General features: G+C 70.7%; 16 protein-coding genes and 1 pseudogene. 12 read left to right on the top strand and 5 right to left on the bottom strand.

The genetic code is table 11. The annotated features are described in order from the left end of the window. Nucleotides 1–3 precede the first annotated feature (3 nt). The 8 genes from ACZ5VQ_RS32215 (at nt 4) to ligD (ending at nt 8644) form a co-directional block, all read left to right on the top strand. Nucleotides 4–894, top strand: a complete 891-nt coding sequence (locus tag ACZ5VQ_RS32215; protein ID WP_469107987.1) for an ABC transporter ATP-binding protein — start codon at nt 4–6, stop codon at nt 892–894. Then, on the top strand, nt 891–1844 hold the full coding sequence (locus ACZ5VQ_RS32210) for an ATP-binding cassette domain-containing protein (protein ID WP_469107986.1): 954 nt from the start codon (nt 891–893) through the stop codon (nt 1842–1844). The genes ACZ5VQ_RS32215 and ACZ5VQ_RS32210 overlap by 4 nt, the downstream gene beginning before the upstream one ends. Further along, nucleotides 1841–2821 (top strand): aldo/keto reductase, encoded by a 981-nt coding sequence (locus ACZ5VQ_RS32205; protein WP_469107985.1) that lies wholly within the window; start codon nt 1841–1843, stop codon nt 2819–2821. Before ACZ5VQ_RS32210 ends, ACZ5VQ_RS32205 begins: the two co-directional genes overlap by 4 nt. Before the next feature lie 164 nt (nt 2822–2985). Further along, on the top strand, nt 2986–3783 hold the full coding sequence (locus tag ACZ5VQ_RS32200; RefSeq protein WP_469107984.1) for an HpcH/HpaI aldolase family protein: 798 nt from the start codon (nt 2986–2988) through the stop codon (nt 3781–3783). Then, on the top strand, nt 3780–5018 hold the full coding sequence (locus ACZ5VQ_RS32195; protein ID WP_469107983.1) for a sialidase family protein: 1239 nt from the start codon (nt 3780–3782) through the stop codon (nt 5016–5018). The genes ACZ5VQ_RS32200 and ACZ5VQ_RS32195 overlap by 4 nt, the downstream gene beginning before the upstream one ends. Continuing rightward, a complete protein-coding gene (locus ACZ5VQ_RS32190) occupies nt 5015–5965 on the top strand; it encodes a phosphoglycerate dehydrogenase (protein ID WP_469107982.1) in 951 nt (316 codons plus the stop codon). Before ACZ5VQ_RS32195 ends, ACZ5VQ_RS32190 begins: the two co-directional genes overlap by 4 nt. A 93-nt stretch (nt 5966–6058) precedes the next feature. Beyond that, nucleotides 6059–7489, top strand: coding sequence for an Nramp family divalent metal transporter (locus tag ACZ5VQ_RS32185; RefSeq protein WP_469107981.1), 1431 nt, complete (start codon nt 6059–6061; stop codon nt 7487–7489). A gap of 144 nt (nt 7490–7633) precedes the next feature. After that, nucleotides 7634–8644: a non-homologous end-joining DNA ligase gene (gene ligD, locus ACZ5VQ_RS32180; RefSeq protein ID WP_469107980.1), complete on the top strand. Its 1011-nt coding sequence runs from the start codon at nt 7634–7636 to the stop codon at nt 8642–8644. A gap of 95 nt (nt 8645–8739) precedes the next feature. On the opposite strand, the gene ACZ5VQ_RS32175 is transcribed toward ligD, so the two are convergent. Further along, nucleotides 8740–8913: a CsbD family protein gene (locus ACZ5VQ_RS32175; RefSeq protein WP_469107979.1), complete on the bottom strand. Its 174-nt coding sequence runs from the start codon at nt 8911–8913 to the stop codon at nt 8740–8742. Nucleotides 8914–9141: 228 nt separating this feature from the next. Between ACZ5VQ_RS32175 and ACZ5VQ_RS32170 the strand changes: the two genes are divergently transcribed. Beyond that, the gene (locus ACZ5VQ_RS32170; protein WP_469107978.1) at nt 9142–9522 is read left to right on the top strand and encodes an ANTAR domain-containing protein; all 381 of its coding nucleotides are present in this window, start codon (nt 9142–9144) and stop codon (nt 9520–9522) included. Between the two features lie 203 nt (nt 9523–9725). Here ACZ5VQ_RS32170 and ACZ5VQ_RS32165 read toward each other — a convergent pair. Then, nucleotides 9726–10514, bottom strand: a pseudogene (locus ACZ5VQ_RS32165) (RNA polymerase sigma factor SigF); the annotation flags it as partial. Between the two features lie 523 nt (nt 10515–11037). Here ACZ5VQ_RS32165 and ACZ5VQ_RS32160 point away from each other — a divergent pair. From ACZ5VQ_RS32160 to ACZ5VQ_RS32150, 3 genes are all read left to right on the top strand, one after another. Continuing rightward, nucleotides 11038–11220 (top strand): DUF6479 family protein, encoded by a 183-nt coding sequence (locus ACZ5VQ_RS32160; RefSeq protein WP_469107977.1) that lies wholly within the window; start codon nt 11038–11040, stop codon nt 11218–11220. A 92-nt stretch (nt 11221–11312) separates the two neighbouring features. Beyond that, nucleotides 11313–11681, top strand: coding sequence for a VOC family protein (locus tag ACZ5VQ_RS32155; protein ID WP_469107976.1), 369 nt, complete (start codon nt 11313–11315; stop codon nt 11679–11681). A gap of 98 nt (nt 11682–11779) precedes the next feature. Next, a complete protein-coding gene (locus ACZ5VQ_RS32150) occupies nt 11780–12616 on the top strand; it encodes an EamA family transporter (protein ID WP_469107975.1) in 837 nt (278 codons plus the stop codon). 97 nt (nt 12617–12713) lie between these two features. On the opposite strand, the gene ACZ5VQ_RS32145 is transcribed toward ACZ5VQ_RS32150, so the two are convergent. From ACZ5VQ_RS32145 to ACZ5VQ_RS32135, 3 genes are all read right to left on the bottom strand, one after another. Further along, nucleotides 12714–13931, bottom strand: a complete 1218-nt coding sequence (locus ACZ5VQ_RS32145) for a DNA gyrase subunit B (protein WP_469107974.1) — start codon at nt 13929–13931, stop codon at nt 12714–12716. 296 nt (nt 13932–14227) lie between these two features. After that, on the bottom strand, nt 14228–14968 hold the full coding sequence (locus tag ACZ5VQ_RS32140; protein WP_469107973.1) for a DUF1963 domain-containing protein: 741 nt from the start codon (nt 14966–14968) through the stop codon (nt 14228–14230). Nucleotides 14969–15115: 147 nt separating this feature from the next. After that, nucleotides 15116–15727 carry a dihydrofolate reductase family protein gene (locus tag ACZ5VQ_RS32135; RefSeq protein WP_469107972.1) on the bottom strand — a complete coding sequence of 204 codons (612 nt, stop codon included), beginning with the start codon at nt 15725–15727 and terminating at the stop codon, nt 15116–15118. Nucleotides 15728–15857 lie beyond the last annotated feature (130 nt).

Genomic DNA, 15857 nt, shown 5'->3' with positions numbered 1-15857 from the left:
GCCATGGCCGAGGACACACCGCTGCTCGACGTGGCGGACCTGCAGATCGAACTCATCACCGGCCAGGGCGTGGTGCGCGCGGTCGACGGGGTGACGTTCACCGTCCGCCGGGGCGAGACCGTCACTCTGATCGGCGAGTCGGGGTCGGGGAAGTCGACCACGGCGATGGGCGTGCTGCGGCTGCTGCCCGAGGGCCTCGCCGTGCTGTCGGGGAGCGTCCGGATCGCCGGGCGGGACGTCGTGGCCGATCCGGACGCCGCGCGTGCGGTGCGCGGGCGGACGGTGTCGCTGATCCCGCAGGATCCGATGACGGCCCTGAGTCCCGTGCACACGATCGGCCGTCAGCTGGGCGACGCGCTGCGGTTGCGCCACCCGGCGCTGACCCGAACCGAGGCCCGGGACAAGGGAGTCGAGCTTCTCGGGCGGGTGCGCATCTCCGAGCCGGAGACCCGCTGGAAGGCGTATCCCCACCAGTTCTCCGGCGGCATGCTGCAGCGCATCCTCATCGCGACCGCGCTCGCCGCCGAGCCGGAGCTGCTGGTGGCGGACGAGCCCACCTCCGCGCTGGACGCCACCGTTCAGGCGAGCGTCCTCGATCTGCTGATGGAGCTTCAGGAACACACCGGCATCGGGATGTTGATGATCACGCACGATCTCGGGGTGGCGCGGCTCGTCTCCGACCGTATCCATGTGATGAAGGACGGGCGGTTCGTCGAGTCGGGCTCCGCCGAGGAGATCGTCGAGCGGCCGGCCGAGCCGTACACCCGTGAGCTGCTCGCCGCCGTACCGCGTCTCGGCGCGTGGGACGAGGACGAGGACAGCGACCCCGACGGCGACGGCGACGGCGACGGCGACGGGCGGATCGAACCCCTGGTGCAGGGAGCAACGTCATGACCGACAACACCGCGGTGACCGCCCTCACCGACGGGACCGCTCCCGACAGCGCCTCGGCCGCCGGGCCGCTGCTCTCCGTCGAGGACCTCGTCGTCGAGTACGCCACCGCGCAGGGGCCCTTCAAGGCGGTCGACCAGGTCGACTTCCAGGTGCCGCACGGGGGTTCGCTCGCCGTGGTGGGCGAGTCCGGCTGCGGCAAGTCGACCCTCGCCCGTGCCCTCGTCCGGCTACTCAAGCCGGTGAGCGGCCGGATCGTCCTGGACGGCACCGACATCGCGGCACTGCCCGAGCGGCGGCTGCGTCCGCTGCGGCGGCGGGTGCAGATGGTCTTCCAGGATCCGTACGGCTCGCTGGATCCCCATCTCACGGCTCAGCAGATCGTCGCCGAGCCGCTGCGGGTGGCCGGGGTCTCCGACCGGGCCGAACGTGCGCGTCGTGCGGCCGAGTTGATCGACCAGGTCGGCCTGCCGTCCTCGGCCCTTGACCGGCGGCCGCCCGAGTTCTCCGGCGGCCAGCGGCAGCGCATCGGCATCGCGCGGGCCCTCGCGTCCCGGCCCGACCTCCTCGTCTGCGACGAGGCGACGTCCGCCCTCGATGTCTCCGTACAGGCCCAAGTACTGGATCTGCTGCGGGAGTTGCAGGCGGACACCGGCATCGCCTATCTCGTCATCGCCCACAACCTCGGTGTCGTCCGGGAGATCAGCGACGACGTGGTGGTCATGCGCGCGGGCCGGGTCGTCGAGAGAGGACCGACGGCCGCCGTGCTCGCCTCACCCGCCGACCCGTACACCCGCGCGCTGCGCCGCGCCTCCCTCGACCCGACCACGATCCGGGGCGTGAAACCACGGGCGGTTCTGTCTGCCGCGCCCCCATCTGCCTCGCCTGTTGCCTCGCCTGCTGCCTCTCCTGTGGCATCTGCTTCTCCCGCATCGGAAGGAAACCGCTCGTGACCACCGGCATCACCCTGCCGAACATCCCTGTCCCGCTCTCCCGGCTCGTCCTCGGCACCATGACGTTCGGGGACACCGTGGACGCCGCCGGAGCGGCGGCCATGCTCGATGCCGCGCTCGACACCGGGATCACCGGTGTCGACACGGCCAACGGCTACGCGGGCGGTGAGAGCGAGCGCATCCTCGCCGGGCTCCTGCCGGGCCGGCGTGACCGCGTCGTCCTGGCGACCAAGGCCGGGATCCCGCACCCCGACCAGGGCGAGCACGCCCCGCTCTCGGCCGCCGGACTGCGGGCTGCCCTTGAGGGCAGCCTCAAACGGCTGGGCACCGACTCGGTCGACCTCTTCTATCTCCACCAGCCCGACCGCGCGACACCGCTCGCCGAAACCCTCGCCACCGTCGCCGAGTTCGCCGCCGAGGGCAAGATCCGCGCCCTCGGCGTCTCCAACTACGCGGCCTGGCAGATCGCCGAACTCGTGCGCACCGCCGAGGAGGTGGGCGCGCCGCGTCCCGTCGTCGCCCAGCAGCTGCACAACCTGCTCGCGCGCCGCATCGAGGAGGAGTACGTCGAGTACGCCGCCGTCAGTGGACTGCGCACGATGGTCTACAACCCGCTCGGCGGGGGCCTGCTCACCGGCCGTCACCGCTTCGAACAGGCCCCGGAATCGGGCCGGTTCGGGGATTCCAGGGTCGCCGCGATGTACCGGGAGCGCTATTGGGACGAGCGTCTCTTCTCTGCGGTCGACCGGCTCGCCGCCGTCGCGGACACCGCGGGCATGCCGCTCACCGACCTCGCGCTGCGCTGGCTCCTGGACCGCGACTCCACCGACGCGTTGCTGCTCGGCGGGTCGAAGACCTCGCATCTGCTCGCCAACATCGCCGCGGCGGAGGCCGGTCCGCTGCCGGCCGACGTGATGGCGGCCTGTGACGAGGTCGGGGCGGGGTTGCGTGGGCCCATGCCCGCGTACAACCGGTGACCGCCGCCCAGTGCTCCCGCCGACAGGCAGAACTCCGGATGCAGGTCATCCGTGGCTGGTCGCGCAGTTCCCCGCGCCCCTGACGGGGTGCCCCCTCCACAACCGCGAAGCCGCCTGTCGGTCGTCCGAAACGCTCGAACCGTATGAATCCCGAAGGAGCCCCCATGTCCACCGCCTCCCCCGGTACCCCGGCCGCGTTCGCGGCCGCCTTGCGCGCCCGTGAACCGCTTGTCGGCTACTGGTCCGTCCTCGACTCGCCGGTCTCGACCGAGCGCATCGCCCGTCTCGGGTACGACTACGTGGCGCTGGACGCCCAGCACGGGCTGTTGGAGTACGCGGGTGTGCTGGCCTCACTGACCGCGATCGACACCAAGGGGTCGACGGCCGTCGGCCTGGTCCGGGTCGAGGCCAACGACCCGATGCCGATCGGCAAGGCACTGGACGCGGGCGCGGCCGGTGTCATCGTCCCGCTCGTCGACAACGCGCGGGACGCCGCCGACGCGGTGGCCGCCGTGCGCTATCCGCCGCTCGGCAAGCGGTCGTACGGCCCCATGCGCTCGGGCCTGCGCATCGGCCCCGACCCCGCCGACGCCCACGCTCAGACCGTGGTCCTCGCGATGATCGAGACCGTCCAGGGTCTCGCCGACGTGCACGAGATCTGCGCCACCGACGGACTCGACGGGGTCTACATCGGCCCCTCCGACCTGCGGATCGCGCTCGGCGGGGCCACCTCGACCGACCCCGCGGTCGCGGACGAGTTCGAGGCGGCGCTGGTCAGGGTGCGGGAGGCCGCCGCGGCCGCCGGAATCGCCGTCGGCATCCACAACCCGGACGGCGCGAGCGCCGCCAAGCGGCTCGCCGAGGGCTTCACGTACGTCACCGTCGCCTGCGATCTCGTCCATCTGGAGCAGGCCGCGGGTCAGCACCTCACCGCCGCGCGTACCGCGGGGCTGGTCCGATGACGTCGTCGCAGCCGACGCTCGCCGACGGCGTCGTACACCCGCATCCCACCGAACCCGGCCGCGCCGAGGCCCAGTTGTCGGCGCCCGCCGTGCAGAACCACGCCGCCAATCTCACCGTGCTGCCCGGCGGGGGGCTGGGCTGTGTCTGGTTCGCGGGCACTCAGGAGGGCGTCGCGGACATCTCGGTGTGGTTCTCGCGGCTCGACCCCGATGGTGACGTCTGGTCGATGCCTGCACAGCTGTCCCACGACGACGCCCGGTCCGAGCAGAACCCGGTGCTGTCCATCGACCCGTCCGGCGACTGGTGGCTACTGCACACGGCGCAGCGGGCCGGGCACCAGGACACCGCCGAGGTGCGACTGCGTGTCAGCCGCGACGAGGGTGTGACGTGGGGCCCGTCCCGGACACTCTTCGACGGCGGGGTCTTCGTCCGGCAGCCGGTGACCGTGCTGCCCTCGGGCCGCTGGCTGCTCCCCGTCTTCCGCTGCACCGCCGCGCCGGGCGAGACATGGTCCGGCGACCGGGACACCAGCTCGGTGATGGTCAGCGACGACTCCGGGACGAGCTGGCGCGAGGTTCCGGTGCCGGGCTCGACCGGACTCGTACACATGAACATCCGCCCGCTGGCGGACGGTTCGCTCCTCGCCCTGTTCCGCAGCCGCCGGGCGGATGCCGTGCACCGGAGCGTGTCGTACGACGACGGGGAGAGCTGGGCCGAGCCCCGTCCGCTGGACTTGCCGAACAACAACTCCTCGATCCAGTACGTGCCGTTGGCCGACGGCCGGCTCGCGCTGGTGCACAACCACAGCAGTGCCGCGGACGCCGTCGCGCGCCGCGTCTCGCTGTACGACGAGATAGGGGAGGAGGGACTCAGGGAGACCGGGGACGAGGAGACCGGTGACGAGGGGTCTGGTGACGGGGCGGCTGCCGGGGAACACTCCCCCTCCGCAGCCGCCGCGACGAGAGCCGCCTTCTGGGGCGCGCCCCGTGCCCCGCTCACCCTCTCCGTTTCCTCGGACGGCGGGCTGACCTGGCCCGTGCGCCGTGACCTGGAGACCGGTGACGGCCACTGCCTGACCAACAACTCCCGCGACGGTCTCAACCGCGAGCTCTCCTACCCGTCCGTCGTCCAGACCCCGGACGGCACGCTGCACATCGCGTTCACCCGGCATCGCCGCACCATCAAGTACCTCCGCCTGAGCCCCATTTGGGCGGACCGGGAGCTCCCTGCATGACGACGACGCTCATCACCACGCCCACCTTCTCCCGCCACTCCCCCGAGCCCTGGCGGATCCTGGAACGGGCGGGCGCCGGCCCGGTGCGCCCGTACGAGGACACCGCGCTGCCGGGCGGCGAGCTGCGCGAGCGGATCGGTGGGGTCGACGCGCTGGTGGTCGGTATGGACGCCGTCACCGCCGATGTCATCGACTCGGCCGACCGTCTCAAGGTCATCGCGAAGCACGGCGTCGGCGTCGACACCATCGACGTGGCCGCCGCGCGGGCCCGAGGCATCTCCGTGGTGTGCGCGCCCGGCAGCAACTCCCGTGCGGTCGCCGAATTCACCTTCGGGCTCATCCTGGACGCCAACCGCCGCATCACCGCGTCCCACCAGCGGGTTGCGCACGGCGAGTGGCCCAAGCTGTTCGGGCCCGAACTCGCCGGAAAGACCCTGGCCGTGGTGGGCTTCGGCCGCATCGGACGTCTGCTCACCACCTACGCCCTCGCCTTCGGCATGACCGTGCTCGCGCACGATCCGTACGTCGACGACGCGGACATCCGCGCGCTCGACGCCTCGCCCGCCCCGCTGGACGACTGCCTCGCCCGTGCCGACGTCGTCAGCCTGCATCTGCCCGCAACCTCCGGCGCGGGCCCGCTCCTTGACCGCCGTCGGCTCGCCGCCATGAAGCCGGGCGCGTTGCTGGTGAACGCCGCCCGGGGCGGGCTCGTCGACGAGGAGGCCCTCGCGGCTCTCCTCGTCGAAGGCCACCTGGGCGGAGCCGCGCTCGACGCCTTCGCGCACGAGCCGCTCGGCGACAGCCCGTTGCGCACCGCTCCTAACGTCCTGCTCACCTCGCACATGGCGGCGTGCAGCCACGAGGCCAACCGCACGATGGGCGCGATGATCGCGGAGGACGTCGTACGGGTCCTCGCGGGCCGGCCCCCGCTGCGCCCGGCCCACTGAACCGCCCGCCCTCCCCCAAGCCCCGCAGAGCCCCTTCCCCTCCCCCGTCCCCGAGTCCGGGCAACGACGCCGGACACCTCGAAGGACCCCGCCATGCCTGAAACGACTGCCAGGACGGCATCCGCCGCCGCCCCGACCGAGCCCGACCCGTACGCCCTGCGCACCGAGGACGTCCGCGAGGCACCGACCACCTTCACCGGGCGGCTGCGCCATCTCGGCCCCGGTTTCGTCCTGTCGGCCGCCGTGGTCGGCTCCGGCGAGCTCATCGTGACCACCTCGCTCGGCGCGCGCGCCGGGTTCGTGCTGCTGTGGCTGGTCGTCATCAGCACCGGGGTGAAGGTGTGGGTGCAGATGGAGCTGGCCCGCTGGACGATCCTCAACGGCCGCACCGCGCTTGAGGGTTACCGCGAGGTCGGCCCGCGGATCGGTCCCGTGAGCTGGATCAACTGGCTCTGGATCGGGATGGACTTCGCCAAGATGTTCCAGCGGGGCGGCATCATCGGCGGCACGGCAGCCGCCTGCTCCGTGATGTGGCCGATCACCGGCGAGGCGCTGAGCTACCGTTCGCTCGCGGTGTGGACGGTGCTCGTCACCGCCCTCGCCGTGGTGCTGCTGCGGACAGGCAAGTACAGCGTCGTGGAGCAGTTGTGCGTGGCGTCCGTGGTCGTCTTCACCATAGCCACGGTGGCGCTGGCCCTCGGCCTTCCACTGACCGAATTCGGTTACGGGACAGGCGAGTTGGGCGAGGGCTTCAGCTTCCTCATCCCCGCGGGCACGGCCGGGGTGGCGCTGGCCATGTTCGGGATCACCGGCGTCGGCGCCGACGAGATGACGACGTACACCTACTGGTGCATCGAGAAGGGCTACGCCCGCTGGACGGGCCCGGACGACGGCAGCGAGGAGCGTGCGCGGCGGGCCGAGGGGTGGCTGAAGGTGATGCGGCTGGACGTCGCCGCCGGCTGGCTGGTCTGCACGCTGTGCACCCTCTCGTTCTACGTCATCGGGGCGGCCGTGCTGCATCCGCAGAACCTGGTGCCCGAGGGCAACTCGATGATCACCACGCTGTCCCGGATCTACACCGACACGATGGGCCCCTGGGCCGAGTACCTCTTCCTCGCCGGCGCGTTCACGGTGCTCTTCTCGACGCTCGTCGGGTCGACGGCCAGCGTGCCGCGGCTGTGGACCAACACGCTCGGGCTTCTCGGCGTGATCGACTGGCACGACGTCCGTGTACGGCGGCGCACGATCCAGATCCTGACCTGGTGCCTGCCGTCGGTGTGGGCGTCGTTCTTCCTGTTCGTGCAGTCGCCGGTGCTGATGGTGCAGATCGGTGGCATCGGCGGCGGCGTCTTCCTGCTCGCCGTGGTGATCGCGGCGTGGCGGCTGCGGTCCACCGGCGTCGAGAAGCGCTTCCGGGGCAGCCCGTGGCTGACCGTGGCGCTCGCCGTCAGCAGCGCGGCGATCGTGTTCCTCGGTGTCTACGGCGTCCTGGACGTCTTCGGCATCAGCCTCACGGGGTCCTGAGCCGGCCGGACCGGTACGGGCAGTGCGGGGCTCGGGCAGGACGGCCGGAGCTCCCGATGGCCGCCTCTGACCAGGGGAAGGAGAATGGGTTGGTCGGCGCCCGGCCGCGCCCTGCGGCAGGTCGCGGGAGAGAGGTGAGCGGCGATGACCGACCTCCTGGGCTCGTTGCCCGACCACCAAAGACGGCTGCTCCGTGACGCGCCACCCGGTGTGGAACTGGCCTCCCGGCCGATGCTCGCCACACTCAGCGACCAGCGCGACTTCCCCGGCGAGTGGGTCTTCGAACGGAAGCTGGACGGGGTCCGGGTCCTGGCGGTCCGGGAGAACGGGCGGACGCTGCTCCTCTCCCGCGCCGGCAATCGCCTCAACGACACCTACCCGGAGATCGTCGAGGCGCTCGCCGCGCAGTCGTGCACGGACTTCACCGTGGACGGCGAGATCGTCGCCTTCTCCCGCGGCCGCACGGACTTCGCACGCCTCCAGCAGCGCATGGGGCTCACCCGGCGCCGGGACATCGAGGCGAGCGGCGTCGCCGTGACGTACTACGTGTTCGATGTGCTCCGTCTGGAGGGCGCGGACCTGACACGGCTGCCGCTGCGGACACGCAAGTCCCTGCTCCGACGGACCCTGACGTACCGTGCGCCGCTGCGCATGACGACGCATCGCAACGAGGGCGGGGCCGAGTTGCTGGCCGCCGCCTGTGCCCGGGGCTGGGAGGGGCTGATCGCGAAACGGGCGAAGAGCCTTTACCAGCCCCGCCGTTCACCGGACTGGCTGAAGCTGAAGTGCTCCCGGGCGCAGGAGTTCGTGGTCGGCGGCTTCACCGAAGGGGGCGGCACCCGGGCCGGGTTCGGCGCGCTGCTGCTCGGTCACTACGAGGCGGACCGGCTGCGGTACGCGGGCAAGGTGGGCACGGGCTTCGACCGTCGTACGCTCCTCGGGCTGCGCGAAGTCCTCGATGAACTCCGCGTCCCCGCATCGCCGTTCGGCGACCGGGTGCGTGAGGCGGGCGCCCACTGGGTGGAGCCGAGGCTGGTCGCGCAGATCGCGTTCACGGAGTGGACCCGGGACGGGATGCTGCGGCATCCACGGTTCCTGGGGCTGCGCGACGACAAGAGTGCACGGGACATCGTGCGCGAGCGGCCTTCCGCCTGAGCGACCCGAGAGGTGTCGGGACGCGGGACGCCCCCGCCGGGCGCAGGGCCGGAGCCCTGCGGCCGTCCGGGGGCGTACCAACGCGTGGGTCCGGCCTACCGCTCGGACTTCTTGACGCGCTCGGAGGCCTTCGCGGCGAGCTCCTGGGCCCTGCCCGTCATCTGCTCGCCGCGGCCCTCGTTCTCCATGTGCGTGTCGCCCATGGCCCTGCCGGTGGTCTCCTTCATCTTGCCCTTCATCTGCTTGGCCTTGCCCTTTGACTTACCCATGGCTTTTCCGTCCTTCGATGAGGGTTGGACTGGCGTAACCACCCTGCGCCCGACACTCACGCTTCGCAATCCGTGAGCGACCCGTCACCATGTGTACTCAGGTGAATGCGGGGTAGGCGTTGCGCTGGCATGCGCCCGGTCGAGTGGCGACGATGGACTGGAACCACGGAGTCACGCGGTGGAGCGACGACGAGAGACCCCAAGTGTTCCGACCTCGGAGGGGAACGAATGACCTCGGACGCCGGTTCGAAAGCGGAGGAGCCGGGTGGCGGCCTGCCGGAGCAGGCCGCGCCCGACGAGGACGCGCCCCGGATCGCCGAACTGCAGGAGGAGATCGGCCAGTTGAAGGAGGCCGTGACCTCTCATGCCGTCGTGGACCAGGCGATCGGCATGATGGTGGCACTCGGGCGGGTCACGCCCGACGACGGCTGGGCCGTGCTTCGGGAAGTGTCCCAGCACACCAACATCAAACTGCGGAATGTCGCGGAGATGATCCTTGTCTGGGGACAGAAGGGCGATCTCCCACCGGATGTCCGCGCCACGCTGGAGGACACTCTCGACCGCTTCGGGCCCACATCGCTTCCGGAGGATTCTCCGCCGCTGCGATGAGGGTGTTTTATTCAGCGCGCACTGGTTAGTTCGAACAGTGGCAGTTCACTGGCAAACCGCTCCCGGGAGGGTTCGGCAGTGAGCTCGCCACTCAGCCGCCCGGCCCGGGAAGACCCGTGACGGGCGGCTGAGTCACCAACCCCGCTCTCATACGCCGCTACGACTTCTCCAGCGGCCACTACGCCTCCTTCAGCTGGCACTACGGCTTCCGAGAGGGCTTCCTCGCGCACCTTGGCGCAGCAGCCGTTGAGCAACCGGGAGACGTGCATCTGCGAGATGCCGAGCTGTTCCGCGATGCGGCTCTGGGTCATACCTCGGAAGAAGCGCAGGTAGAGGATGGTTCGCTCGCGTTCGGGGAGCGCCGCCAGACACGGCTTCACGGCTTCCCGGTCGATGACGAGGTCGAATCCGGAATCGGGCTCCCCCAGTGCGTCCCCGAGCGCATAGCCGTCGTCACTGCCGGGCAGTTCGGCGTCCAGGGAGAGAGCGGTGAAGCTGTCGAGGGCCTCGAATCCGGTACGTACGTCGTCCTCGCTCATGCGCGTGTACGCGGCGATCTCGGCGATGGTGGGGTTGCGGCCCGGTGTCGTCTGTGACAGCTCCTTCATCGCGGCGCGGACGCGGTTGCGCAGGTCCTGGACCCGCCGCGGCACGTGGAGGACCCACATGTGGTCGCGGAAGTGGCGCTTGATCTCGCCCGTGATGGTCGGGATCGCATAGCTCTCGAAGGCGTTGCCACGCTCGGGGTCGTAGCGGTCGACGGCCTTGACCAGGCCGAGTGCCGCCACCTGACCGAGATCCTCGACGGACTCGCCGCGCCCCCGGTATCGCAGCGCGATGCGGTTCGCCATCGGCAGCCAGGCCCGGACCAGCTCGTCACGCAGGGCTTGTCGCTCGGGCCCGTCGGACAGGGCGACGAGGTGTACGAAGTCCGCGGCCGAGTCGGGGGCGTCGTCGTGCGGGTGCTGCTTCGTTCTGACGGTGATTGGCATGGTGCGTCGCATCTCCCTCAGAGGGTGCTGACGGGACAGTCACCATGGGAGTGAGCGCGCACACGGACCGCTCTGGACACACCCGCGATCTGGCGGAGCCAGCTCCCACGGACGTGCCTCCTGTCCGAAGCACTAGTAATTCAACTTCCCTCATTCGGACATTTCAAAACGAAGCACCGAATATCGAGAGTCCATCGCGACAATCAATAATCGACCGGTCGCGCAAAGTGACGAAGTGAATCGAATCGACGGAGTACGCATTTCGGCGCGGATTGCCGACGGAGTCGCCACGCGGGCGTCGACGCAGTCGCCAGGAAACGCGCTCCCGTGAATTTGCCGCGCAATTATCAGAAACTGGCCCTCTCCGGCGCGCTGGTGGGCGGAGTGGTGCCGTTCCTGGTGGGCGTCCTCATCGTCGGCGCCCTGATCTGGGCCGTGTGGTGGGGCCGTCGGATGCGTTCCCGGGAGCCGGCCCGCCTCGCCCCGATCCGAGGAGCAGCCCCGGCTGCCCGACTCGGGCCCCGTGGGCGAGGTTCGCGAACGACGCGAGCCCGCCGAGATGCCTCACCGCAACGACCGGCTGACCCCGCACCGGCTCCCCGGCCACGGCAACAGCCAGACCCGCCGCGCGGCGAAGCAGAAGCCCCCGACCTGGAACGAGCACAGCGGCGGAGGCTCCGACGGCGAAGGCCCCGGCCGAACCTGACGCGAACGACGCACGACGGACGACCCGCAGCCGCAGCGGAACGCCAAAAAAAGGGAGCCCCCTCACCGGCGGACATCTGCTTCACTCGGCGCATGCTGAAGATCGGATCCGTGGTGTTGGGCGTATGGGACGTGCGGCGTGCGACCGCATTCTGGATGGAGGCTCTCGGCTACGTCCCGCGCGACGAGCCGGAGGACGACTGGGTGGTGCTGGTGCCCGCACAGGGGACCGGCCCCCAACTGGCGCTCGGCCTGAGTGAGACACCGGTACAGGAGCACCCGCGCGTCCATCTGGACCTCTACGCCGGGGACGCGGCGGATCAGGCCGCCGAGGTCGATCGATTGGTGTCCCTCGGCGCCCAACGGGTCGACTGGGACCTGTATCCCGAAGATCCGGACTTCGTCGTACTGGCCGACCCCGACGGCAACCGCTTCTGCGTCATCGACACCGGCCGAGAGTGACATCCGCGGCCGTTGCGACCACAGGGTGGGCTAGCTACGTCTGAGGCGCGAGCGGCCAACGGGGCGTCGGCGTACGCCGGCCAGGACACCCGGAGCGGATGGGCGCTCTTCTCGCGCTGGCCTCGGCAGCCTGCTACGGCGTTGTCGACTTCGCCGGTGGACTGCTGTCCCGCCGGATTCACTTCGCCGTAGTCACCTTTCTCGGACAGATCGGCGGGCTGCTGCTGGCGCTCATCCTGGCTTCGGCGGTGCCCGCGGATGCCGTGCGGTCCGCCGATGTGCTGTGGGGAGCGCTGTCCGGGGTCGGCAGCGGTGCGGCCATGCATTTCCTCAACCGCGGTCTGAGCCGCGGCGCCATGAGCATCGTGGTGCCGGTGAGCGCCGTGACGGGGGTGGCGCTGTCCGTGCTGTGCGGCGTCTGTTTTCTGGGCGACCGGCCGACTTCCCTGGCCTGGCTGGGCATCTGCGTGACGGTGCCCGCACTGTGGTGCGTCTCCGGTGGGGGCGGCGGCCGCGGTACGGGTACGGCGCGAGCGATCGTGCACGGCCTGCTCGCCAGCGCGGGGGTGGCGGTGCAGTACATCGGGTTGGCGCAGGCCGGCCCCGGAAGCGGTGTGTGGCCCGTGGTAGCGGGGCGCGTGGCCGCCGTCGTCCTGCTGCTGCCGAGCGCCTGGTGGCACCGCTCGCTGTTCCGGCAGCCGGCCGGCTCGCTGATCCAAGCGGTCGTGATCGGGGCGGGCGCGGCCCTCGCCCTGGTGCTCTACCTGTGGGCGGCCCAGCAGCAGATGCTGGCCCTCGCCGTCGTTCTGGCCTCGCTGTACCCGGCGATACCGACGGTGCTGGGGCTTGCGCTGCTGAACGAGAGGGTCAGCCGATGGCAGGTCGCCGGACTGCTCAGCGCAGGAGGCGCCGTCGTCCTGCTGACCTTGGGGTGAGACAGCCCCGCCGGCTTTGACCGCGCTGCTGTGACGGCCGCGGCCACTAAAACCGGCAACGCTTTCGCGCGGCTCCGACGGGGCCGTCCGCCGCTGTTCAGTTCTGGTGGATTCCCCGGACGATTCGGTCGACGAACTCCGCGGCCCGCTCGGGCTCCTCCTCGAACCAGTTGCCGAGGTGCTCCCGGACGGCCTCCCCGACGCAGTCCCGCACGTCGGTGTTGCCCAGCAGCCCGCGCGTGGCGCCGAGGAATTCGGGACGGTCGAGCTTCACCGACACGACTGCCGTGAGGCTCCTGCAGATCCGGTCGTCGCGGGGGTCAAGGTCCGCTGCCGGCAACCCCCGTTCCCGTGCGTACGCGATGACCGCGGCCGCCACTCCGTCGCGGAAGCCGTCCACGTGCGTGCCGCCCTCGTGAGTGGCCCGGCTGTTGGCGAAGCTGCGTATCCGTTCCTCGCGGGAGCCGGTCCACAGCAGGGCCACCTCCATCGTCCCCGCCATCCGTGGGTCCTCGCGCTCGAAGCCGATGACGTCCGGCTGGAGGGCCGACCCCGTCTCCGCGTCGAGGGTTGCCACGAAGTCCCGCACTCCCTCCGGGAACCGGAACGACACCGCCCGGGCCCCGCCCGCCGGGCGTTCGTCGGTCAGGGAGACGCCCAGGCCCCGGTTGAGGAAGGCCACCTGCCGCAAACGCTCCGCCAGCACGGCGAACGAGCAATGCGTCGTCTCGAAGATCTCGCTGTCGGGCCAGAAGGCGATGGTCGTCCCGCTTCCGGTCACCGGCCCCACGGCGGTGGGCGGGGCGGCCTCGGCACCGCGCGCGTACTCCTGGACCCGGCGGACCCCCTCGCACCTCACCTCGGCCGTCAGCCGTCTCGACAGGGCGTTGACGACGAAGAGCCCCGCTCTGAATTGGCCCACGTCCGTGATGTGCCGGCCACTGAGCTCAGGCCCGGCGTGGAAGCTGGTCAGCAGCGCTTGGAGGTCCGGGCCGCCGGGGTCCCCGGTGTCCCCGACGGCCCCAGCGGCCCTAGCGGCCCGGGCCTCGAAGGGACCCTCCGGCCCGTCGTCCGCGACCCGCACGCCGCCGTCGGACGTGAGCGTGACATCGACGAAGCCGCCGCCATTGCCATTGCCGCTGCCGCTGCCGCTGCCGCTGCCGCCGAACAGGACCTGGTTCACCGCCCGGCCGACGACCTCGAACACCATGTGATGCAGACCGCGTTCACCGGTCGAGCCGACCCACATCCCGGGCCGCTTCCGAATGGCTTCACGCCCCTCCAGCACCTCGATGTCGGCAGCGTCGTACCCCATGCTTTCCCCACTCACAAAGACCCCTCCCATGGTGTCCGGCAGACCTCTCCACCCTAGGCGGAATCCAGGGAAACACCAGGTCAGATGGCTTTTGTCGAGGCCGCGGACGGGCGGGTGGGGGCACGCCCGGTGGTGGTCGACTCAGGACCCGCGCACCATGCCCGGAAGGCCCCCGAGGGGCTGGCGAAGCCGCCTGGGACCCCGTTCCGGGCGCCCCTGAGACCCTCAATTCCGGTACGCGGGGACCAACTTGGAGCTCTGCAAGCCGGGGAGAACGCGTCGCGTCCGAGGGCGCGTCAGCCGACCATGTCGAAGTGGGCCCGGGCCCGGTCGAAGTGGCGGCCGGCCAGGTCGTCCCGGCGAATCACCCAGTGGACGATGCCCAGGTCGCCCTCGGTCACGCCCTCGCCCCCGACCTCCGCGAGCAGCACCCAGTCACCCGGACCGTGGTCGTGGTCCGTGAGGGGATCCGCGTTCCAGACCCAGGGGCAGCCGCCCATCTGTACCGGTCCGTCCGTCGTCATCTCGCCGCAGGTCTTCCACCACACGGAGCCCAGCTCTCTGCCGTGCGGGAACTCCTCGGTATCCGAACCGCGGTTGGGCAGCGAGGGCGTGGTCGTCAGATGCAGATCCCGGGCCGGGCGGACCTCCGGCAGCCACTCGTAGCTCGAAGCGCGTTCGGTGACGGGCGTGCCGACCGGGACGTAGACGAGCCGGTGCCAGTCGTCGTCGCTCCACGGGTCCTCCGTGTCCGCGAAGAAGAGCAGCGTGCCGTCCTCGGGCAGCGGGAGATCCGTCGCGCCCGGTGGGATGGCCGCGAGGTCGACCGAGGCGAGGAACGGCAGGTCCGGAACGGGCTCGTCGTCGGGCATCGGCGGCAACCCGCCGAGCCGTCCGGCCGGCGGGTCGTCGGGCGGTGTCTCACCGGCGAGGTTCAGCATCGCGCAGCGACGGGCGGTGTCGAGCCACCGCTCGATCTCGTCCTCGGGTAATCCACGACCGCGAGCTTCGTCGCGGAACGGATCCATCGATGTCATTCGCAGAGTATGCCAGCGCTGCTCACGCCCCCTCCCCCGATGAAGGCGACCGGTCGCGGGCCCGGACAGCCGATGCAGCTCCGCCCGAACCGGCCCACACCGGCGCGGTGTTGGGGTTCGGTCGCCGGGCGTCGGCACGAAGCCCGGTCACTTCACGAAGCGGTACTTCAGGTGGGTGGCCAGTGGCGTGCCGACCACGCTGACGGGTTCGAGGCGCCGCCCGGCGCCCAGTCCCTCGAAGAGCCGCAGTCCCTCTCCGAGGAGCGCGGGCACCACGTGCAGTTGCAGCTCGTCGATGAGCCCCTCCCTGAGGTACTGCTGCACCGTGCTCGCCCCGCCCGCGATGTCGACGTTCCTGTCCCCCGCGGCCGCCTTCGCCTGGTCGAGCGCGCTGTGGATACCGTCGGTGACGAAGGTGAAGGTGGTGCCGCCCTCTTTCACGAGGGTCGGCCGGGGTCGGTGGGTGAGGACGAAGACCGGGGCCCGGAACGGCGGGTTGTCGCCCCAGAACTCCTCGCCGGTGTCGTACATCATCCGGCCCATGACCACCGCTCCGGTGGCGTCGAACCACTCGCGCATCAGCTCGGAGTCGCGGTTCTCCTCCCCGCCGGTCATGCCCTGGCGCTCTCGCCAGCTCGCCAGGTTGTGGATCCACTCGAAGAGCGGTTCGGCGCCGTCGCCGCCCGGGTTGTCGATGGCGACGCCGGTGCCGGCGATGTAGCCGTCGAGGGAGATGGCCATATCCGCGGTTACGGTCACGATGCGTGCTCCTGGGTCCTGGGGGTGCTGCCTTCACCCTTGCGTCGATCGGGACCCGGCGCATTCGACAAGCTTCCGAGCTTTACCCGGCCACCATCTGGATAGCACACACATTCGAATATGTGGGTAC

This window comes from Streptomyces sp. NPDC033178 (assembly GCF_055577685.1).
This window is presented reverse-complemented; position numbering and strand designations above follow the sequence as displayed.